This is a genomic window from Cytobacillus oceanisediminis 2691 (assembly GCF_000294775.2).
GTDB classification, from domain to species: domain Bacteria; phylum Bacillota; class Bacilli; order Bacillales; family Cytobacillaceae; genus Cytobacillus; species Cytobacillus pseudoceanisediminis.
In genome coordinates, this window is sequence record NZ_CP015506.1 from 4,426,231 (window position 1) to 4,446,763 (window position 20,533).

Sequence of the window (20,533 nt, forward strand, 5' to 3'; positions counted from 1 at the left end):
TACAAATATACCATAATTGTTATTGTTGTAAAGGGTAATTACTTTAAAATGACGTTATTCTGCCCAAGCACTTTCATAAGCAATTGAAGGAAATCTTCTGATGGCGAGATCAGGTCTTCTTCACCCAGGCGAATGGTTTTTCGGGAGCTTTCATAATATAAAACCACCTGAACCCGGCCTTCATTTTTCTTAAATAACTCTTTAAGCAAACGAAGATTTTCGGATGTTTCCCGATCCTCGGTAATCCTTAAATATAAAACTGGATCTTTGTTTTGCATTTTTTCAATTGCTTCCTTCACATCATCCAGATGCTGGACAATCAGCTGCTTCTTTCCGTCCCGTTCCTCAATCCTTCCTTCCGCAAAGACGATGCTTCCCTGGGAGCACAGCATTGAAAATCGGTTAAACACCTTTGGAAAAACAACTGCCTCCATATCCCCTGTCTGATCGCTCAAGGATAGAAATGCCATTGGCTCTCCTTTTTTCGTACGGATCTTTTTCACTTCGGATAAATATGCAACTGTTTTTGCCTTATTTGCATTTCTTTCGAGTTCAATCAGCGGACTGGCATCCAGCAGGTGAAAAGATGATTCGTAGATTGAAACCGGATGATCTGATAAATACAGGCCCAGCACATCTTTTTCAAATCTCAGCTTGTCCTCGGAACGGATCGGATCTACTTCGGTATATTTAGGCTTAGGAAAAAATTCATCATCCTCAAAGAAATCAGCTTGATCGTCTTCCGGCATAACAAGCTGGGCATGTTCCGCAGCCACATCCAGGCTGGCAAGCAGAACAGCTCTATCTTCCCCAAATTCATCAAAGCTTCCTGAATGAACCAGGGACTCGAGGACCTTGCGATTAACAGCTTTTGTTGAAACCCTTATGCAAAAATCAAACAGATCTTCAAAGCGCTTATTTTTCCTAGCCTGAAAAATATCCCTTAAAGCGGCAGCACCTACGCCTTTTAAGGCTGCAAGACTATACCTGATTGAATCTTTCTCTACCAGAAATGAATAGCCGCTTTTATTTATGGATGGCGGGCTGAGCGCCAAACCCATCTGTCTCAGTTCTCCGATATACTGGGCAATCCTGCCTTCATTGCCTACTGCTGAAGTCAGCAGTGAAGCCATGAAGTGAAGCGGGTAATGAGTTTTTAAATATGCCAGCTGATAAGCTATGAAACTGTATGCAACCGCATGGCTCCGGTTAAATCCATAGTTTGCAAACCGGACAATTAGATCATATATATCATGAGCAGCTTGTTCATTATAGCCTTTCTTTACTGCTCCTCCTACAAAATGGACACGCTCACGGTCAAGCACTTCTTTTTGCTTCTTGCTGACCGCTCTCCGAAGCAAATCGGCTTCACCCAGTGAAAATCCTGCCATTTTTGCAGCGATTTGCATAATTTGTTCCTGATACACGATGACACCATACGTATTTTCAAGAATAGGCTTCAAATCAGGATGCGGAAATATAATCGGCTTCCTTCCGTGCTTTCTGTCAATAAACAGCGGGATATTTTCCATAGGGCCGGGGCGGTAAAGGGCATTGACAGCCACAATATCTTCAAAGCGCGTTGGCTGGAGCCTTGTCAGCACACTTCGCATCCCCTCAGACTCAAGCTGGAAAATGCCTGTAGTATCTCCTCTTCCCAAAAGACTGTATACTGCCTCATCATCCAGGGGAATGTTTTTTATATCAATCTGTGTGCCTGTCTTTCTCTGTATAGAGCTTAAGATATTCTCGATTAGTGTCAGGTTCCTAAGACCGAGAAAATCCATTTTTAATAGGCCGACATCCTCAAGATGCTCCATCGAGTATTGGGTCAAATAAACATTCTCATGTCCCTTTTGAATGGGAATGGCCTCAACCAGCGGGTGCTCGCTGATTACAACGCCGGCAGCATGAGTTGATGTGTGCCTTGGGAGACCTTCCAGTTTGATAGCCGTTTCAAAAAGTCTGCGATTTAAATCGGATTCCTCGGTGAATCTTCTTAAAGGCTCTGATTCTTTGTAAGCCTCTTTGAGACTGATGCCCAATTTGGAAGGTACTTTTCTTGAAAGCATGTCCAGCTCTTTCGGATTAAGCCCAAATGCCCTGCCGACATCCCGTAGTGCCGCCTTAGCTGCCAATGTTCCAAACGTAAGAATTTGAGCAACATGCAACTCTCCATATTTCCTGGACACATACCGAATCACCTCATCCCTTCTGTGATCCGGGAAATCGATATCAATATCAGGCATGGAAATTCTTTCTGGATTAAGGAACCGCTCAAATAATAGCTGATGCTCAATTGGATCCACATCTGTAATATATAAGACATAAGCAACCATTGAACCGGCAGCAGATCCCCGCCCCGGACCGGTTAAAATTCCATTTTCTCTCGAAAACTTCATAAAATCCCAAACGATTAGAAAATAATCGCTGAATTTCATATTCTTAATTATATTCAGCTCATACTGCAAACGCTCCCTATGCTCACCATCTGCATCCGGATATCTGTCAGCAAAACCCTTCCAGCAAACTTCTGCCAATAGCTCATCGGCACTCATCCCTTTTACAGCAGGGTATTTAGGGAGGTTCTGTTTATCCAGCTCAAGCATAACATTGCATTGCTCTGCTATCTTAATCGTATTCTCCAAAGCATCCGGATAACCCGATAACAATTCTGCCATTTCCCCGGATGACTTTAAATAATACTCATCGCTCTTCAGCCGCTCTCTCGCTTCATCCTGAAGCTTTTCTCCATTTTTAATGGCCAGCAGGCACTCATGGGCAAAAGCATCTTCTTTTTTTATGTAACAAACACCATTTGAAGCCGCCAGGCCAATCCCGGTTTCCCCGGAAAGCTGAACCAGAAGTTCATGGTTTTTTTTCTCTTCACGCAGCCCATGATCCTGTATAGTGAAAAAGAATGAATGCGGCTCGAAAAGACTGCTGAAAAGTTCAGCTATTCTTTTTGCCTGGCCGTATTCACCCGCCTCAAGATAGTGTTCTATTTCCCCGTCAAGGCCGGGAGTTAAAGCAAACAATCCTCCTGCATAGTGCTTAAGCCATTTAACAGGGATGCCTTCAGGCGATTTTGTCTGGACTGTGCTTGTGATTTTTAATAGATTCTGAAAACCCTGCCTGTCTTTAGCCAAAAGGACCATCGGATAAGCTTCCCCTTCGGAAATCTCGCTTAATACATCCACAGAGAGGCCCAGGATTGGCTTTATGGACTGCTTAAGACATTCTTTATAAAAGGCAACAGCTCCGTACATGACATTCCGGTCCGTTAAAGCCAGGGCAGGAAACCTGTTTTCCCTGGCGCCTGACACTAGCTGTTCTATTCTTGCCGTGCTCGATAGCAGGCTATAAGCGCTATATACATGAAGGTGAATAAATGACACGTTTCTCACACCCTTAATTTCTCTGTATTTTCATTATAGAACGCCCGTTTCCAAAAAGAAAATATGTTCTCTTTTTAACGGCAGCTAAAAAACATATTTTTCTAAGTTTGTCCATATGATGAAGTATCAAGATAATTCTGGCAGGGCCATTCCTGCAGCGAGGATGGATGATATGAATACCCAGCCCTTTTTTTCCACTTTAATTGATAGTTATTTTATTGCTTTCGGTGTTTTGATAGGAGGTTCAATCATTGGAGGTATGGCTGCTTTTCTGACAGGAAAGCCTCCTTTAAATCAAATCTTCCAGATTTCAAATATGATACGCATCTGGGCTATCATTGCAGCAATCGGGGGAACCTTTGATACAGTTTACAGCTTTGAAAGAGGTGTCATGGACGGACAGACAAAGGATATATTTAAGCAATTCATGCTGATTCTTTCTGCTCTCGGAGGGGCCCAGACAGGCGCCATGCTTATTAACTGGCTGACTCAGGAGAACATTTCAGCATGAGGATACCGCCTTACTACCGATTGCCATCCTGGCAGCGCTTTTTAGCAGGAATGGCCCTAGGGGGCATCATCAGCTGGTTTATTTTTTTATTTGTTTTTGGGCAATGGCAGGAGAGATACAGCAAAGAAATCAAGCTTCAAAAGGATGCTATTTTTGAATTGGAAAAAGATAAGGAAATCTGGCAGGAGGAATTCAAAAAACTAAATAAAGAAAACCAGAAAAAACTGACTGTCCAGGATATATCCATTAAAATTGTCAACAGCGAAAAATATAAATTGGATTCCTTCAGTGTTTTTCAGCTGGAAGATGAAATAAAAGAGGATATTAGCATGATGGTTGCCAAAGACATCGATACTGTTTACAAAAGCAGCGAACTGATCAAGAAAATAATAGAAAATAAAACACATCGGGTAAATGAAAAGAGATACCGGGTCGAAGTTAAAGAACTGGTCATCTATACAACCGTCTCAATTGAATTAAATATCATGCTGGATTAATGCCCGGCTTTTGCCGGGCATTATATTTTAGTTAGCTTTGCAGACATCCTCCAAATCTCTTACAACCGATTCCATCTCTTCCCATGAATAAATGGAAGCTCCGGCAGCAAGAGGATGTCCTCCGCCATTATACTTTCTTGCAACTTCATTAATAATTGGACCCTTCGAACGGAACCGCACACGGATTTGATCGCTCTCCTCGATAAAGAAAACCCAAGCTTTTATTCCCTTCACATCGCCTAGAACACTTACAAGCAGGGAAGCTTTAGAAGGTACTGCCTGAAATTCTTCGAGCAGTTCTTTTTTCAGGATCATGACAGCTGCACCGCTGCCTCTCATTTCAAAATTTTGCAGTACATAGCCTTTCAATTTAACAATATTTGCGTCCAGCTCATACATCTTATCAAACAGTTCCGGCCGCGAAAAATTATAGTGAATCAGTTCACCTGCATATGCAAACGTCTTTTCTGTCGTGCTTGGATAGAGGAAACGGCCGGTGTCCCCTACTATTCCGGCAAATAACAATCTAGCAGCTTCATCAGACATTTTCAGACCCTGATCTTTGCCGAAAAGATAAAACTCATAAATCATTTCACTGGTAGAGCTTGCATCCGTATCAACCCACATCATATCTCCATATGGATCCATATTCGGGTGATGGTCAATTTTGATCAGTTTATTACCCGTTCCATATCTATCATCACATATCCGTTCCGCATTTGCTGTATCACAAACAATGACCAGCGCCCCATTATATGCATCATCAGATACTTCATCCAGCCTTCTCATATAATGAAGTGTTTCTTCTTCCTTCCCGACAGTGAAGATTGATTTTTCAGGGAATGAAGCCTTCAGGATTTCAGCAAGGCCTCCCTGTGAACCATATGCATCCGGATCAGGACGGACATGCCTATGAATAATGATTGTTTCATATTTTTTAATTTCATCAAGTATCTTTTGTTTCATGGCGCGCTCCTTTTTTCTGAATACTACTTTATTTTTACCATATCATCGTGAAAAGAAAAAGAAAACACAGCACGCTTATGGCAATTTTTTATTAATGAAGGTAAAATAATAAGAGATTGTCGAAACTTGGAGGTTATGAAATGCCTATCTTTGTTATCCTGATTATTCTCTCTTTTTCTTTCTATATTTTCTACAAAGTGAAATTCTTCAGAAGCAGACAGCCGGCTGAAAGACAATGGATATCAGCCAAGTCCAGGATTGCGCTTGGATCATTCGTCGCCATATTTGGCCTTAATCAGCTGTTTTTATACAATACAACAACAGCTCTTATTGTGGGAATTGTGTTTATCCTTGTTGGGGTATTAAGCATATGGGGCGGCATGAAAGCATATAAGTTTTACATGCCTCACGCTGCAAAAGAAGCTGAGGAAGCAAGGAAGAGTTAAATTTAACCGGATTTCCGTAAGTGCCTGCAAAAAAAGCCGTTCAAAATGTGAGCGGCTTTTTCTTCATCAGATGGAAAATATATCCTTTAACACTTATTACTGTCTAACGCAAACAGCCGGCCCCCTCGAGATGAGGCCCTCAGGACAAGGGAGTCTTCGTCATCATAAACATCGCACGACCGAAAGCGGCAGCTTTTGGGAGGACGTGGCGTTCTTGGTCTGCGTTCCTTTGTGGGCAAGGTGCTTCTGCTTTTCTTGTATTAATGTCTGTCAATTAGCTGGCACATCATCATTGCCTTGCCTACAAGGACGCCTTCGTTAAAAACTTCCACATCCACTTTTCCGAACTTCCGTCCTACTTCCAATACTTTTGGATAGATTTCAAGCATACTGTCGATTTGAACAGGCTTAATAAAGTAGACCGTCATATTTTCAACTACGAGATCACCTTTTTTATAGCTTCTTAACACTCTGTTTGCAGCTTCCGAAACAATGGTTGTAAAGACCCCATAGGATATCGTTCCAAGGTGGTTGGTCATCTGCGGAGTAACCTCACAGCGATAAACGTCATCCCCTTTGGTTTTTCCCCTAGTCATAACCAGCTGGTTGGTGACTATATCGTCAATTGTTTCACCTACCTGCGGCTGCCTTTGGATCATCTGCAGCGCCTTCAGCACATCCTGACGGCTAACAATCCCTTCAAGTTTATTGGCTTCATCTACCACAGGAAGCAATTCAATCCCTTCCCATACCATCATATGCGAGGAAGAGGCAACGCTCGTTTTTCCGCCAACCGTCATAGGGTTTTTGGTCATAATTTTTTCAATAAGCGTTTCTTTATCATGTCCCATAATATCCTTGGAAGTGACAACTCCCTGCACTTTTAGATTACTGTCGACAACCGGGAATCGGCTATGGCCGGTTTCACGATTGTACGTTAGCCAATCTGCAATTGTATCGGTTGTTTTCAGGAAAATCGCTTCTTTCAGAGGAGTCAGGATATCTTCAACAAGTACAATCTCCTTTTTGATAAGCTGGTCATAGATAGCCCGATTGATCATAGTTGCAACTGTGAAGGTGTCATAGCTGCTTGAGATCACAGGAAGCTGCAGATCGTCAGCAAGTTTTTTGACATGGTCTTCTGTATCAAAGCCCCCAGTAATTAACACAGCAGCCCCAGCCTTCAATGCCAATTCGTGTGCCTGGGTCCGGTTTCCGACAATCAGCAGGTTTCCGGCATCCGTGTATCTCATCATCGCTTCAAGCTTCATCGCTCCAATAACAAACTTGTTCAGTGTTTTATGAAGACCGGCTCTTCCTCCGAGTACCTGGCCGTCAACGATATTAACAACTTCGGCAAAAGTAAGCTTCTCAATATTTTCTTTCTTTTTCCGCTCGATTCTTATTGTCCCAACACGTTCTATTGTACTGACATATCCCTTATTTTCAGCATCCTTAATTGCTCTGTAAGCAGTCCCTTCACTCACAGCGAGCGCCTTGGCGATCTGTCTGACCGATATTTTTTCTCCAATTGGCAGTTCATCAATGTAATGTAATATTTGCTCATGCTTAGTAGCCAAGACTTTCACCCTCTACAAATTATTCCTTATTTTTCATTATAAGGGTAAAGAGGCCTTGATACAATTGACTTCGGCAATCTTAAATTATCGCAGGCTAACGGGCAGTATAACCCCCACTTCAAGACTCAGAGCAATCAAGAAGATAGGTAGGGGTCAAACTGCCCATAAAGGCCCGATAGAAGAACAAAGACTAAGAACGCCACGTCCTCCCAAAAGCTGCCGCTTTCGGTCGTGCGATGCTCATGCTGACGATGCCTCCTTGTCCTGTGGGCCTCAACTAACAACAATGAGGGACACTGATTGAAGTTTCACTTTATCTGCCGAAGGAACGCACCCGCTTCCTTTCTGCCATTTTGCGCACCCGCTTCCCCGAAGCAGCCGCTTTTTTCGGGGCAAACAACAATGCAGTCAGGTTTCCGGCAATGACAAAAAGGGCAAGGGCCAGCCAGCTGATGGCAAAGATCCCTTCAGTCCCTCCATTAAACACACCCATTCTAGGAGCGGCATAATAAAGCAGCAATCCGCACAGCAGCAAACATAGCAAATATCGATTTTTATTCAATTTAGCTTCCTCCTTTATCCTATCCTCCCTAAAATGTATGCGGACAGGCTGGGAAAATGATTGGTTTTTAAAGAAAAGCGTAAGCGCCTTGCCCACCCCCGACAAGCATAAGACGAGCCTCTCTGAAAGGCGTTCTTTGCCTTTTTGTGAGGCTTGTCCGAAATGTGGAGGCGACTGCCCAGAGACGACAAGCACAAGACGAGCCCTGCAAGAAGGGGTTCTTTCCTTCTGGAAGGGATTGACTAGTCTTTTGTCCCCAGGAGTCGCAACTAGACAGGCTTGTGACCTCGAGGGGATAGGCTGCTTGCGCTAGACAGTTATCTAACTTCAGGATTTATACATTCCTCATTAACAAACGCAGCCTCCATCAGAAGCTGCGTTTTCATATTATAATTCGATTGATTCTCCTGCTTCCAGCACTTGCCCGACTCCTGTTTCCAGCATGCTGATGAATTTATGCGGATCCTGCCTGATTGGCGGGAACGTGTTGAAGTGAATCGGAACCACCTTTTTGGCGCCAAGAAGTTCTGCTGCGTATGCTGCATCATCCGGACCCATAGTGAAATTGTCCCCGATCGGCAGAAATGCCAAATCTATCGGATGCCGGTCGCCAATTAACTTCATGTCAGAGAAAAGCCCTGTATCCCCTGCATGGTAAATCGTTTTTCCTTCTAAAGTGATGAGAACACCGGCTGGCATTCCCAAATAGATGATTTCCTGATTCTCTGTCTCGAGGCCAGTTCCATGAAAGGCTTGTGTCAGCTTCACTCTTCCGAAGTCAAAATCATATCCGCCTCCGATCGACATTCCATGCGCGTTAACTCCCTGCCAGCCCAGATAGGTGGCAAGCTCAAAGTTGGCAATGACAAGAGAGTCATTGCGCTTTGCCAGTTCAATCGTGTCCCCAAGATGGTCACCATGTCCATGGGTGACAATGATGACGTCTGGCTTCTGGTCCTCCGCTTTTAAGTCTGTCAAATCATTCCCGGTAATAAAAGGATCTATTAAGATGGTTTTTCCCTGTGATTCGATCTTCACTATGGCATGGCCATGAAATGATACTTTCAATTTTATGCTCCTCTCTAATTTTAGGTTATGTAAGTTACTTCAACGAAAAACAAGTTATTCCTGCTTTCTTTTAATATATACCCGATTGGCAATCTTTAAAAAGTTTACATTTTCTTATTTAGTTGCTACTCTCAAAGTATAAGTAAATAAGGAGGTTCACTATGAATAATAGATTGCAGAAACTATCTCAGTGGATGAAGGAAAATGATATCCAGGTCACCTTTGTAACATCACCGGATAATGTTTTTTATTTAAGCGGCTTTTTAAGCGACCCACATGAACGCTTGCTTGGGCTGGCTGTTTTCCAGGAAGAAGAGCCTTTCCTCGTATGTCCGGCCATGGAAAAAGAAGATGCCAAGAAAGCAGGCTGGAGCCATGAACTTATTGGCTACAGCGATATTCAGAACCCTTGGGAATTCATCCAGACATCCATACATAAGAGAATTGGGAAGGTAAATAAAGCAGCAATCGAAAAAGAGCATATGAATGTAGAGCGGTATGAAGCCATCTCTGCTCTGTTCAGCGGCGCTTCATTCGCTTCGGCAGAAGAAAAGCTTCGCCAGCTTCGGATGGTTAAAGATGAAAAAGAATTGGAAATCATTCGCGAAGCATGTGCACTGGCCGATTTTGCGATTGAAACAGGCTGTGCCGAGATCCAGGAAGGAAAAACTGAACTGGATGTTCTAGCTGCTGTAGAATATGCGTTAAAGAAAAAAGGCGTTAACGAAATGTCTTTCTCTACCATGGTCCTGGCGGGGGCTAACGGGGCTTCTCCTCATGGCACACCAGGAATGACGAAGATTCAAAAAGGGGATTTAGTCCTATTTGACCTCGGAGTTGTCTGGAATGGCTACTGCTCAGATATTACTAGAACTGTAGCTTACGGTGATATTAATGATAAACAAAAAGAAATTTATGATACCGTCTTAAAAGCTCAGCTTGCAGCTGTTGAAGCGAGCAAGCCGGGAGTCACTTGCGCAGATATTGACCTGACAGCTAGAAACCTGATAGCAGAAGCCGGCTACGGCGAATATTTCCCGCATCGATTGGGCCACGGATTAGGTGTGAGCGTTCATGAATATCCTTCACTAACAGAAACAAACTCACTTTTGCTTGAAGAAGGTATGGTTTTCACCATCGAGCCGGGAATCTATGTCCCAGGCGTTGCCGGAGTGCGGATTGAAGATGACCTTGCTGTAACAGCAGACGGAGTTGAAATTTTAACCAAGTTCCCGAAAGAGCTTCAGGTTATTAAATAGACATTAGAAAAAATTCCACAAAAAAATCCGGAGCTATTCAGCTCCGGATTTTTTTTGAAATAAGGGTTTAAATTCTGAATTGAGATAAGTGTCAAGCTCCAGGCGCCGATAAGCGGATACCTGGAGCTTTTCCTATTGCTGTTCCAATTGCGTACTCGTATCTGAATAGTCAAGGCTATGGGCCTCTGCTACCGCTTTGTAAGTCACATAGCCATTTAACGTATTAACTCCCTTTAATAAAGCCTCATTATCCAGACATGCCTGCTTGTAGCCTTTATTCGCAATTTGAACTGCATAAGGCACCGTCACGTTGGTCAATGCAAGAGTGGATGTTCTGGGAACTGCTCCAGGCATATTAGCTACCGCATAATGAACTACGCCATGCTTTTCATATGTGGGATTATCATGGGTCGTAATTCGATCAGTTGTTTCGAATATTCCACCCTGATCGATCGCAATGTCCACAATTACAGAGCCCGGGTTCATCGTTTTAATCATATCCTCTGTGACAAGCTTCGGTGCTTTTGCTCCCGGAATAAGTACGGCTCCAATTACGAGATCTGAATCCTTAACAGCTTCAGCGATATTGTAAGGGTTAGAGATCAGCGTTGTTACTTCTTTTCCGAAGATATCATCCAGCTGCCGAAGGCGGTCGGGATTCAAGTCAATCATTGTTACCTTTGCCCCAAGGCCTATTGCCATTTTTGCCGCATTGGTTCCAGCAACCCCGCCGCCGATTATGGTAACATTTCCACGCTGTACACCTGGTACCCCCGATAGCAGGATTCCTTTCCCTCCATGTATTTTTCCTAAAAATTGGGCTCCTACCTGAGCTGCCATTCTTCCGGCAACTTCACTCATTGGAGTCAATAGAGGCAAAGTCCGGTTGGGAAGCTGGACTGTTTCATAAGCAATGCCAGCTACTTTCTTATCAATTAAAGCACTTGTCAAATCAGGTTCAGCAGCCAAATGCAGATATGTAAAGAGAATTAACCCTTCCCGAAAATATACATATTCGCCTTGTATCGGCTCTTTTACCTTCATGACCATATCCATTGACCATGCCTCTTCTGCAGTTTGAACAATATGTGCACCAGCACCTATATAGTCGTTATCCGAAAAACCGGAACCTGTCCCGGCATCCGCTTCGATATAGACTTCATGTCCAAATTGAATGAGATTCATAACCCCAGCAGGGGTCATCGCAACCCTGTTTTCATTGTTTTTTACTTCCTTTGGAACTCCGATACGCATGCTGCATACCTCCGTAATTTAAGTGAAATACCTATTAACTTTATATGGCTATTTGACGGAAAAGTATACAAAACCTTTGCCCATTTTTACTTTTTCCGGCATTCTTAATTCTCAGCTAAAAAGCTCTCATGATTAATGAGAGCTTTGCTTCTTTTTCTTATCGGAGATGGCCTTCATTCCGTTCGTGAGCTTTCATGTCAAACTCGGCATTCGGCTGATCAATAACACCGCTGTTATAGGCATTCATAATTTGTTCGCTAACTTCATTTGTACCCTGCTCATCAAAAAAATATGCGGATCCTGCTTGTGGTTCTCGCTTTTCCATCCTCATCTGCTCCTTTAATATATTTTTATCAGCCTTACTATTGTTCGATTTTTTGTTACAGATATTCAGATTTTACAGCTGTATAATATAGGTAAAGGAGGAGATACAAATGGGCATGAAGTATAAAAACATATTAGTCGCTGTAGATGGTTCAACGGAAGCAGAATGGGCTTTTAAAAAAGCAATTGAAATTGCGAAGCGCAATAATGCTTCTCTTGTCTTGGCACATATCATTGATACCCGCACTTTTGCTACTGTTGAAGCCTATGACCGCACAATAGCTGAAAGGGCTGACCTTTTCGCAACTGAATTAATGGAAAAATACAAAAGAACAGCAATGGATGCAGGCATCGATAATGTAACATATGAAGTCGATTATGGTTCCCCAAAAGTGAAAATTCCAAAGGATATTGCCAGAAAGCACAGCGTCGACCTGATCATTTGCGGTGCAACAGGAATGAACGCAGTTGAACGTTTCATCATCGGCAGTGTATCTGAACATATTACCCGCTATGCCCGCTGTGATGTCCTCGTTGTCAGAACGGATAAAGAAGATGAAGAATAGAAAAAAATGGCGCTGCCTTCCGCAGCGCCATTTTTTCATTATTTATTGACAAACTCTTTAATGCCGAGAGATTCCTTCGCTTTATCAATTGCGATGCTTACTTGTTTGAATCCTGTTCCGCCTGCACTATTTCTTCTTTTGACAGCTGTATAAGGATTCAGTACTTCATAAATATCTTCTTCGAACAATGAATGGGCTTTCTTGAAATCATCAAGCGGCAAATCCCCAAGGAAGCATCCCTTTTGTACACAGACAAGAACAAGTTTCCCGACAATCTCATGTGATTCTCTGAATGGAATGCCTTTATCAGATAGATAATCCGCCAATTCAGTAGCGTTGGAAAAATCATTTTTAGTCGCTTTTTCCATTTGCTCTGTTTTAACCTTCATGGTGCGGATCATCCCTGCAAAGATTTTCAGTGAACCTGTGACTGTCTTTACAGTGTCAAACATCCCTTCCTTATCTTCCTGCATATCTTTATTATAGGCTAGCGGCAGGCCCTTCAGTACTGTCAGCAGCCCCATAAGGTTACCGTATACACGTCCGGTTTTACCGCGGATGAGTTCCGCCATATCCGGATTCTTCTTCTGCGGCATAATGCTGCTGCCAGTTGCAAAGCTGTCGTCCAGTTCAATGAATTGAAACTCCTGGCTTGACCAAAGGATGAATTCTTCACTTAAACGAGACAGATGCATCATCAGGATTGAGCTTGAGGATAAAAACTCAAGAATAAAGTCTCTGTCACTGACCGCATCCAGGCTGTTCTCATAGATGCCTTCAAAGCCCAGAAGTTCAGCTGTATACTCACGGTCAATCGGGAAAGTGGTGCCAGCCAGAGCCCCTGCTCCAAGAGGAGATAAGTTTATTCTCTTTAAGCTTTCAGAAAAACGCTCTTTGTCCCTCTCAAGCATCCAGAAATAGGCCATTAAATGGTGGCCGAAGGAGATCGGCTGTGCCCGCTGCAGATGAGTATAGCCCGGCATGATAGTTTCCACATTATTTTCAGCCTGGATGATTAACTCTTCCTGCATTTCCTGAATCAATTCAACAATCTGCTCCACCTGCTTTCGCAAGTATAAATGCATATCTGTTGCCACCTGGTCATTTCGGCTTCTTGCGGTATGAAGTTTACCTCCGACAGGCCCAGACAGTTCGGTCAAATGACTCTCAAGATTTAAATGGATATCTTCAAGCTTTACTGAGTAAGCCAGTTCACCCTTAGCAGCTTTCTCTTTAAGCTGCTGAAGGCCTGTTTTGATTTTTTGAGCTTCGTCCTCTGTGATGATTCCTGTTTTAGAAAGCATGGCAACATGGGCCATGCTCCCTTCGATATCTTCCATAACCAATTCCTGGTCAAATGAAATTGACGCTCCGAACTCATCTACCCATTCTTCAGCAGATTTTGTGAATCTGCCTCCCCATAACTTTTTCACACTGTCACCTTCTTGCTGTTTTGAACAATGCTCTGCACCTTTGTCGGCAATCCCCAAAGCTTAATAAAGCCTACTGCCGCATTATGGTCAAATTCATCATCAGAAGTATAAGTTGCTAACTTTTCATCGTATAGGGAATAAGGAGATTTTCTTCCTTCAACAATCGCATGGCCTTTAAACAGCTTCACTCTCACTGTTCCTGTAACAAAGGTTTGTGTCTCTTTCAGGAAAGCCGTTAAAGCATTGTTAAGCTGCGAGAACCACAATCCCTCGTATATAAGCTCAGCCACTTTTTTCTCAATAACCGGTTTAAAGTGGGCCAATTCTTTTACCATCGTTAAATCCTCAAGCTCTTTATGTGCTTTAAGGAGTGTCATTGCTCCCGGACACTCGTAAACTTCACGGGATTTGATTCCGACAAGACGATTTTCCACATGATCGATACGCCCAACTCCATGCTTGCCTGCAACCTCATTCAGTTCGGCAATAAGCTCGGAAAGCTTCATACTTTTGCCATTCAAGCTGACTGGAACACCCTTTTCAAAACCGATTTCAACCGTATCAGGTGTATCAGGTGCTTTTTCAAGAGAAACAGTAAGATCGTATGCATCTTCCGGAGGAGCTGCCCATGGATCTTCCAAGACTCCGCACTCATTGCTTCTGCCCCATAAGTTTTGATCAATGCTGTACGGAGAATCCAGATTAATTGGGATGGGGATATTGTTTTGTTTTGCATATTCAATTTCTTCCTCACGTGACCAGCTCCACTCACGAACCGGAGCCAGCACTTGAAGATCAGGGTTAAGGGCCTGAATTGCCACTTCAAAACGAACCTGGTCATTTCCTTTGCCGGTACATCCATGCGCGACTGCTACTGCACCTTCTTTTTCTGCTACTTCAACAAGCTTTTTGGCGATCAGCGGGCGTGAAAGTGCAGAGACTAATGGATACTTATTTTCATATAAGGCATGTGCCTGCAGCGCTATTAATGCATATTCATTAGCAAATTCCTCTTTTGCATCAATCACATAAGATTGGACAGCTCCCACAGTTAAAGCTTTTTTCTGGATAAAGTTCAGATCTTTCCCTTCACCAACGTCTAGGCAGCAAGCAACAACAGCATAACCTTGATCCTGCAGCCATTTAACCGCAACTGATGTATCCAATCCGCCTGAGTATGCAAGAACAACTTTATTTTGTGACATTTATATTTCCTCCTTAGATTGCTCGTATAAATATACAACTAAATTATGTTTTTATTCATTTATTATTCTCTTACTTTAACAACCTTTTCTTTAAAAATCAATACTTATTCTAAAAAATGTATAAAAATAAATAAAATTTTCCCAACAAAAAAGGCAAAAGCCCCGTTTTGGCTTTTGCCCTGTAATAGTTTAGTCATTTAATGCTTCATAAACCGCTGAAATTACACTTCCATATTGACTGATGCTGTATGTGTCACCTTGAAACTTATGCGGATCTTTTAATGGATCGATGACTGGAGAATGTTTTTTATTTGTCAGGAGAGCGATAGCTAAATTATTTTCCCTGTCTATCACCGTTACCGTTCCTGTCCAGCCAGTATGTCCAAAAACTTTTTTCCCGGCATACTGGCTGAACATCCACTCCATACTTGAATCTCCGTTCAAACGCCATCCTAACCCATATGTAGGGTTCATATCATATGGTTCTACAAACTCATCAATTGTGCGTTTATCAAATAACTTTACATTTCCATAGCCTCCATCATTAAGCATCACCTGCATCAGGACAGCAAGATCTGAAGTTGTGGAAAAGAGGCCAGCATGCCCGGATATTCCATCCATTGAATAAAAAGACTTCTCATCATGAACCTCTCCCTGGAGAGTATAGATCCGGATATTAGGGAAGGAAATGACCCCATCCCTGGTGTTGCCGTGTAATTCAGTTGCAGCGAAATCCTTTTCTTTGAAACCCTTGCGGAGCGGATTAAATAAAGTATGCTTTAACCCTAAGGGCTTATAGATATGATTCTCAGTATAATGGTCCAGCTGCATTCCCGTTATTTTTTCAATAATAAATCCCAGCAGCATATAGTCAATGTCACTGTAAACCTGTTTGGTGCCAGGTTCATACTGAAGGGGAGTTTTTAAAATCATGGAAAGCGTTTTACTGCGTTCCTGGGAATACAATTCTCCCGCCCTTTCAGGATTATGATAATGGATGCTTGAAGGAAATCCGGCAGTATGATGAAGCAAGTCGATTATCCGGAGTTCACCTTTCCCTTTTATTTCATCGTCCGCTGAATCTTTAAATGCAGGAAAATAATGCTGAATTTTTTCTTCAAGATTGATCTTACCTTCAGTGACAAGATGCTGCAGTGAAAAGTTAACGGCATACATTTTCGTGTTTGATGCTAAGTCAAACATGGTTTTTGTCTTCATTTTCTGCGGGTGAGTTAATGGATCAGTTTTATCAAATATTTTGGCTGAACCATATGCGGAGTTTTTAACAATCTTTCCATCTTTAATTACGACTAAAGCTGCTCCTGGAAAACCATTTTCTATTTCTCCCTCGATCAGCTTATCAACCTCTTTGAGCCTTTTGGAAGAAAAGCCTGCATCCTCGGGGCGCTTTGCTTTTGACAAGGTTGGATATTCTAATGGTTTTTTATGTTTAAAGACTTGCTCTTCTGAACTGCTGCTATCTGTTGTGCCCAATTCCACTCCTAAGGCTGCAATGGGATAAGGCAAAAGCAAACTCAACACCAGGCCTAAAACTGTTAAGCGTGTTATAAACCTTTTCATATTCTCCCCCCTTTAAAATAATTAAATATTCTTAATAATAAATATACTATTCGATTTCTATTAAATCTGCAAACCAATCCCATAGCCTTTCTATTAAATCAGTACTTGTGAACCAAGTTCATTTATTTTCACATTAGTCCCATAATAGTATCTGCAAAAAAGATTGAATACTAAAACATCCATGCACCATAAACACCTTTATAGTAAAATAAAAACAAGATTATCGTTTGGGGGATTCATAATGGAAGAGCATTTTTCACATAATCGTCGTCTTGGCATTCCTATACCGGCCTTTGACCGGGATTGGGATGAATATTCACCAAAAACACAGCAGATGATCCTGTTTCAGTGGGAAAAAATAAGAGGCAGGATTCCTGACCGCATCGCAGAGCTTGAAGCGGATATCAACAGGAAACAGGCTGAGCTATCAGATGAGGGCAATTTCGAAAGATCATGCAGACTTAACAGTGAAATTTCAGAACTGGCATCAGTCATAAATGATCTGTGGCTATGGTATCGAACGAATCAGGATATTACAGGGAAAATGCATTCATAATAGAAAAGCGGAAGCGCCTTGCCCAGGAAGAAATGCAGACTAAGAACGCCACGTCCTCTCAAAAGCCGCCGCTTTCGGTCGCGATGTTTTTGCTGCCGAAGCCTTTCGAAGCCTTCCTTGTCCTGCGTCAACTCGAGGGGGGAGGGCTGCTTACGCTAGACGGTTCTCAAAGTTCAAAATGATACTTCCTTCTCTTTTCAAAAAAACCTTTCCGCGGAGGAAAGGTTTTTTTGCCCTTTATAAATCTTTCCTTAGTTCCCTGACGATATGCCCGAGTTCAGGCAAAATCAGCTTATTCATCGCAAGGCGAACTGCCCCTGATGATCCTGGTGTTGAGAAAACTGCTTTATTTTGAACTGTGCCTGCAGCAGCTCGTGAAAGAATGGCCGCAGACCCGATATCTTCCGTATAGCTTAGCATTCTGAACAATTCGCCGAATCCGTCCATTTCTTTATCAAATAATTGTCTTACTGTCTCAATAGTCACGTCCCTTAACGCAATTCCAGTGCCTCCATTTGTAAGTACAGCATCAATGCCGGGGTTTTCACAACCTTTTAATACGGCCTGGCGAATGAGACTTCCTTCATCCTTGACGATTTCATAGTCAGATATGACATGTCCTGCCTCTTCCAGCAGGCGGATCATCAGCTTTCCGCTTTTATCAGTTTCTTTATCTCTCGTATCACTCACGGTGACCACTTTGCATCTAACTTCTTTTGGCGCTTCTTTTTTATGCTCGAATGTACTCATTTGGCATCACCTTTGCTTATAAATCATAGTTATCCGGGAGTTTACTGCTGATTGTTTTTTCTATGCAAATATCTCATTTGATAATATTTATGAGCGAAATCTGTTACTTTTCTTGTCAGCTGATAATTGGTCCCGGCTCCAATGGCCATGCTGATGAAAGGAATTCCTTGAACGGATTTTCTCCGAAAAAAGTAAATAGCCATCGCTTTAAAAAGCTGCTTCATTGGCTGCTCAACCCAGGTTATATCAGTCAATTCTTCTTTTCCCTCATAAAAATAGAATTCTTCCTGATTCTTCAGCTCGTTCTTTAATTCTTCCCAAGCACTGCCCTGCATGCGCGGCGGCAGTGTGGCTGCGTGAAAAACCTTAAGAGAGCTCATCATTTCGAATGGAGTATTGACTTCAAAACCATAGGTCATGGCAATCAGCTGGACGGCACGAAGATTAATAACCGCCATAGCAGGAATATCTGTACCCAGCATGAGTGAGCTGCCTGAACCTGCAATGCCGCCTTGCGCAAAAGAATAAAGACGATGCCGGGCAATCTGCTGCTGAGCTATGTATTGAAGCTGGTCGATAGTCAATTGCTTAAGGTCTTCAATCGTTTCAATATCAGAATGAAAAACACGGCCTGCTGTCAAAATGCGCTCTTTCGCATCCATTTGAAGCTGTGAGCCTTGAATAAGCGCATGAAGATGAAACAGCCAGCTATCCATTGCTGAAAAAAATTGCTGCTGAACTTCTTCAGGCAGTAGTGAGAAAGACCTTTCCAATGATTTATCATAAACCATTTCCAAATCATTGGGCTCATAATTTAACAGCTTGTTCTCCCACTCCTGAATACCGGTCAAAACACTTTCTTCCCGTTCGTTCAATGGCATCGCAATTCCTCCCAAAACATTTTTTTCTTGGACTCAGTATAGCATAAGCAGATGATGAATTCTCCTTCCGCCTGGCGGGGACTAAATCTCGATAAAAACAAAAAGACAAGAGCGTTAGCCCTTGCCTTGTTATGAATGTTATTTAGACAATCTCAAAACATCACGTGCAATCATGACTTCCTCATTTGTCGGGATAATCATGACTTTAACTGGTGAATGAGGGTAGTTAATGAATGCTTCTTCACCGCGTACTTTATTTAATGCAGGATCCCAGTATACGCCCATGAATTCCAGCCCCTGAAGAACACGATCACGGATGACATCACTATTCTCACCGATTCCGGCTGTGAAGATGATCGCATCTACGCCATACATGCGGGATGCATAGGATCCGATATATTTATGGATTCTGTTTGCGAATACTTCAAGAGCCAATTCTGCTCTTTCATTTCCTTCAACAGCTTGAACTTCAATATCGCGAAGATCACTGGAGAATCCGGAAACACCCAGCATACCGCTCTTTTTATTTAGAACGTCAAGAACTTCATCTGCATTCTTACCCGTCTTTTCCATAATGAATGGAATAAGTGCAGGGTCAATGTTACCTGAGCGCGTACCCATTGTAACACCCGCTAACGGAGTGAACCCCATGGAGGTATCGATTGACTTTCCGCCTTCAATAGCTGTAATACTCGCTCCATTCCCTAAATGGCAGGAGATGAGGCGAAGCTGTTCAAGCGGTCGGCCAAGCATTTCTGCAGCACGCTCTGATACATATTTATGTGAAGTGCCATGGAATCCATACTTGCGGATGCCATACTTTTCATAATACTCATATGGCAGACTATATAGGAATGAGCTTTCAGGCATCGTCTGATGAAATGCTGTATCAAATACCGCCACTGCAGGCACATTTGGAAGAACCTGCTGGAATGCCTTAATTCCCGTAATATTAGCCGGGTTATGAAGGGGTGCAAGTTCAGAAAGTTCATCTATTTTCGCAAGCACTTCATCCGTAATGACTACAGAATCGTTGAATGCCTCACCGCCGTGTACTACACGATGGCCAATTCCTTCGATCTCATCAAGAGATTTAATAATCCCAAGATTTGTTAATTTATCAAGCAGGATTTTAACCGCAACTGCATGATCAGGTATATCCGTTACTTCCTTGATTTTTTCTCCATTTACAGAGATATTGAAGACTGCATTATCCAGCCCAATACGCTCGATTAATCCTTTGGTAATAACCTCTTCACTCGGCATGTCAAATAATTGAAATTTTAACGAAGAACTGCCGGCATTGATTGCTATGATTTTTGCCATAAAGCTACCGCTCCTTTAGAAGATGTTCAAAGGGACTTCATTGTCTCTCCAAACCCATACTTTTATATAACAATGTGTGATACGACACTAAAAGTAATACAACTTTATTCTGTGCATCGGCCACAATTAATATCTCTCAATTTCCCATTTAAACACTGTAAGCAATACATTTCAAGAAGCACCTTGCAATGGTATCGTTTTCATGATAAATTAAATATTTTCTGATACTTCCCTATATTTAAAGAAAAGCGGCAGCGCCTTGCCCACCCCGGACATGCACAAGACGTGCCTCTCGGAAAGGCGTCCTTTGCCTTTTTGTGAGGATTCCCCCGAAATGTGGAGGAAACTGCCCAGGGACGATAGGCATATG

At 42.5% G+C, this 20,533-nt stretch carries 19 protein-coding genes; 6 read left to right on the forward strand and 13 right to left on the reverse strand.

Annotated features, from left to right (window positions below; genetic code table 11):
• Nucleotides 1-38: 38 nt before the first annotated feature.
• On the reverse strand, nt 39-3,398 hold the full coding sequence (gene dnaE, locus A361_RS22235; protein WP_019383073.1) for a DNA polymerase III subunit alpha: 3,360 nt from the start codon (nt 3,396-3,398) through the stop codon (nt 39-41).
• Between the two features lie 115 nt (nt 3,399-3,513).
• Here dnaE and A361_RS22240 point away from each other — a divergent pair, with 115 nt between their 5' ends.
• Both A361_RS22240 and ytrI read left to right on the forward strand, forming a co-directional pair.
• A complete protein-coding gene (locus A361_RS22240; RefSeq protein ID WP_019383072.1) occupies nt 3,514-3,909 on the forward strand; it encodes a YtrH family sporulation protein in 396 nt (131 codons plus the stop codon).
• Complete coding sequence (ytrI, locus tag A361_RS22245) at nt 3,906-4,406, forward strand: sporulation membrane protein YtrI (RefSeq protein ID WP_009333249.1); 501 nt, start codon at nt 3,906-3,908, stop codon at nt 4,404-4,406. The genes A361_RS22240 and ytrI overlap by 4 nt, the downstream gene beginning before the upstream one ends.
• 27 nt (nt 4,407-4,433) lie before the next feature.
• On the opposite strand, the gene A361_RS22250 is transcribed toward ytrI, so the two are convergent.
• A complete protein-coding gene (locus tag A361_RS22250) occupies nt 4,434-5,372 on the reverse strand; it encodes a DHH family phosphoesterase (protein ID WP_019383071.1) in 939 nt (312 codons plus the stop codon).
• A gap of 140 nt (nt 5,373-5,512) precedes the next feature.
• Here A361_RS22250 and A361_RS22255 point away from each other — a divergent pair, with 140 nt between their 5' ends.
• A complete protein-coding gene (locus tag A361_RS22255; protein ID WP_019383070.1) occupies nt 5,513-5,818 on the forward strand; it encodes a YtpI family protein in 306 nt (101 codons plus the stop codon).
• Between the two features lie 260 nt (nt 5,819-6,078).
• Here A361_RS22255 and A361_RS22260 read toward each other — a convergent pair whose 3' ends face one another.
• The 3 genes from A361_RS22260 to A361_RS22270 form a co-directional block, all read right to left on the reverse strand.
• Nucleotides 6,079-7,398, reverse strand: a complete 1,320-nt coding sequence (locus A361_RS22260) for a CBS domain-containing protein (RefSeq protein WP_009333252.1) — start codon at nt 7,396-7,398, stop codon at nt 6,079-6,081.
• Between the two features lie 313 nt (nt 7,399-7,711).
• On the reverse strand, nt 7,712-7,960 hold the full coding sequence (locus A361_RS22265) for a hypothetical protein (protein ID WP_019383069.1): 249 nt from the start codon (nt 7,958-7,960) through the stop codon (nt 7,712-7,714).
• Between the two features lie 387 nt (nt 7,961-8,347).
• Nucleotides 8,348-9,028: a metal-dependent hydrolase gene (locus A361_RS22270; protein WP_009333256.1), complete on the reverse strand. Its 681-nt coding sequence runs from the start codon at nt 9,026-9,028 to the stop codon at nt 8,348-8,350.
• Between the two features lie 161 nt (nt 9,029-9,189).
• Between A361_RS22270 and A361_RS22275 the strand changes: the two genes are divergently transcribed.
• The gene (locus A361_RS22275; protein ID WP_019383068.1) at nt 9,190-10,287 is read left to right on the forward strand and encodes a M24 family metallopeptidase; all 1,098 of its coding nucleotides are present in this window, start codon (nt 9,190-9,192) and stop codon (nt 10,285-10,287) included.
• 132 nt (nt 10,288-10,419) lie between these two features.
• Here A361_RS22275 and ald read toward each other — a convergent pair whose 3' ends face one another.
• Nucleotides 10,420-11,541: an alanine dehydrogenase gene (gene ald, locus A361_RS22280; RefSeq protein ID WP_019383067.1), complete on the reverse strand. Its 1,122-nt coding sequence runs from the start codon at nt 11,539-11,541 to the stop codon at nt 10,420-10,422.
• 157 nt (nt 11,542-11,698) lie between these two features.
• Nucleotides 11,699-11,866: a hypothetical protein gene (locus tag A361_RS30630; RefSeq protein WP_009333262.1), complete on the reverse strand. Its 168-nt coding sequence runs from the start codon at nt 11,864-11,866 to the stop codon at nt 11,699-11,701.
• A gap of 109 nt (nt 11,867-11,975) precedes the next feature.
• Between A361_RS30630 and A361_RS22285 the strand changes: the two genes are divergently transcribed.
• Nucleotides 11,976-12,431 (forward strand): universal stress protein, encoded by a 456-nt coding sequence (locus A361_RS22285; RefSeq protein WP_009333264.1) that lies wholly within the window; start codon nt 11,976-11,978, stop codon nt 12,429-12,431.
• Between the two features lie 38 nt (nt 12,432-12,469).
• On the opposite strand, the gene argH is transcribed toward A361_RS22285, so the two are convergent.
• The 3 genes from argH to pbp4b form a co-directional block, all read right to left on the reverse strand.
• Nucleotides 12,470-13,864, reverse strand: a complete 1,395-nt coding sequence (gene argH, locus A361_RS22290; RefSeq protein ID WP_019383066.1) for an argininosuccinate lyase — start codon at nt 13,862-13,864, stop codon at nt 12,470-12,472.
• Entirely contained in the window at nt 13,861-15,069 is a 1,209-nt protein-coding gene (locus tag A361_RS22295) for an argininosuccinate synthase (RefSeq protein WP_009333268.1), read from the reverse strand. The genes argH and A361_RS22295 overlap by 4 nt, the downstream gene beginning before the upstream one ends.
• A gap of 189 nt (nt 15,070-15,258) precedes the next feature.
• Nucleotides 15,259-16,650, reverse strand: a complete 1,392-nt coding sequence (gene pbp4b, locus A361_RS22300; RefSeq protein ID WP_019383065.1) for a penicillin binding protein PBP4B — start codon at nt 16,648-16,650, stop codon at nt 15,259-15,261.
• A gap of 241 nt (nt 16,651-16,891) precedes the next feature.
• On the opposite strand from pbp4b, the gene A361_RS22305 reads away from it, so the two are divergent.
• Nucleotides 16,892-17,206 (forward strand): hypothetical protein, encoded by a 315-nt coding sequence (locus tag A361_RS22305; protein ID WP_009333272.1) that lies wholly within the window; start codon nt 16,892-16,894, stop codon nt 17,204-17,206.
• Between the two features lie 237 nt (nt 17,207-17,443).
• Here the strand turns inward: A361_RS22305 and A361_RS22310 are convergent, their stop codons facing one another.
• From A361_RS22310 to A361_RS22320, 3 genes are all read right to left on the reverse strand, one after another.
• On the reverse strand, nt 17,444-17,956 hold the full coding sequence (locus A361_RS22310) for a MogA/MoaB family molybdenum cofactor biosynthesis protein (RefSeq protein ID WP_019383064.1): 513 nt from the start codon (nt 17,954-17,956) through the stop codon (nt 17,444-17,446).
• Between the two features lie 41 nt (nt 17,957-17,997).
• Nucleotides 17,998-18,837, reverse strand: a complete 840-nt coding sequence (locus A361_RS22315; protein WP_009333276.1) for an EcsC family protein — start codon at nt 18,835-18,837, stop codon at nt 17,998-18,000.
• Between the two features lie 138 nt (nt 18,838-18,975).
• The gene (locus A361_RS22320; RefSeq protein WP_009333278.1) at nt 18,976-20,163 is read right to left on the reverse strand and encodes an acetate kinase; all 1,188 of its coding nucleotides are present in this window, start codon (nt 20,161-20,163) and stop codon (nt 18,976-18,978) included.
• Nucleotides 20,164-20,533: the final 370 nt, after the last annotated feature.

Coding starts and splice junctions, on each gene's coding strand:
- ald (WP_019383067.1), bottom strand. CDS start 11,541: ATGCGTATCGGAGTTCCAAAGGAAGTAAAAAACAATGAAAACAGGGTT.
- A361_RS22310 (WP_019383064.1), bottom strand. CDS start 17,956: ATGAGTACATTCGAGCATAAAAAAGAAGCGCCAAAAGAAGTTAGATGC.
- A361_RS22320 (WP_009333278.1), bottom strand. CDS start 20,163: ATGGCAAAAATCATAGCAATCAATGCCGGCAGTTCTTCGTTAAAATTT.
- A361_RS30630 (WP_009333262.1), bottom strand. CDS start 11,866: ATGGAAAAGCGAGAACCACAAGCAGGATCCGCATATTTTTTTGATGAG.
- A361_RS22305 (WP_009333272.1), top strand. CDS start 16,892: ATGGAAGAGCATTTTTCACATAATCGTCGTCTTGGCATTCCTATACCG.
- A361_RS22255 (WP_019383070.1), top strand. CDS start 5,513: ATGCCTATCTTTGTTATCCTGATTATTCTCTCTTTTTCTTTCTATATT.
- pbp4b (WP_019383065.1), bottom strand. CDS start 16,650: ATGAAAAGGTTTATAACACGCTTAACAGTTTTAGGCCTGGTGTTGAGT.
- A361_RS22285 (WP_009333264.1), top strand. CDS start 11,976: ATGGGCATGAAGTATAAAAACATATTAGTCGCTGTAGATGGTTCAACG.
- A361_RS22275 (WP_019383068.1), top strand. CDS start 9,190: ATGAATAATAGATTGCAGAAACTATCTCAGTGGATGAAGGAAAATGAT.
- ytrI (WP_009333249.1), top strand. CDS start 3,906: ATGAGGATACCGCCTTACTACCGATTGCCATCCTGGCAGCGCTTTTTA.
- A361_RS22295 (WP_009333268.1), bottom strand. CDS start 15,069: ATGTCACAAAATAAAGTTGTTCTTGCATACTCAGGCGGATTGGATACA.
- A361_RS22250 (WP_019383071.1), bottom strand. CDS start 5,372: ATGAAACAAAAGATACTTGATGAAATTAAAAAATATGAAACAATCATT.
- A361_RS22240 (WP_019383072.1), top strand. CDS start 3,514: ATGATGAAGTATCAAGATAATTCTGGCAGGGCCATTCCTGCAGCGAGG.
- A361_RS22315 (WP_009333276.1), bottom strand. CDS start 18,837: ATGCCATTGAACGAACGGGAAGAAAGTGTTTTGACCGGTATTCAGGAG.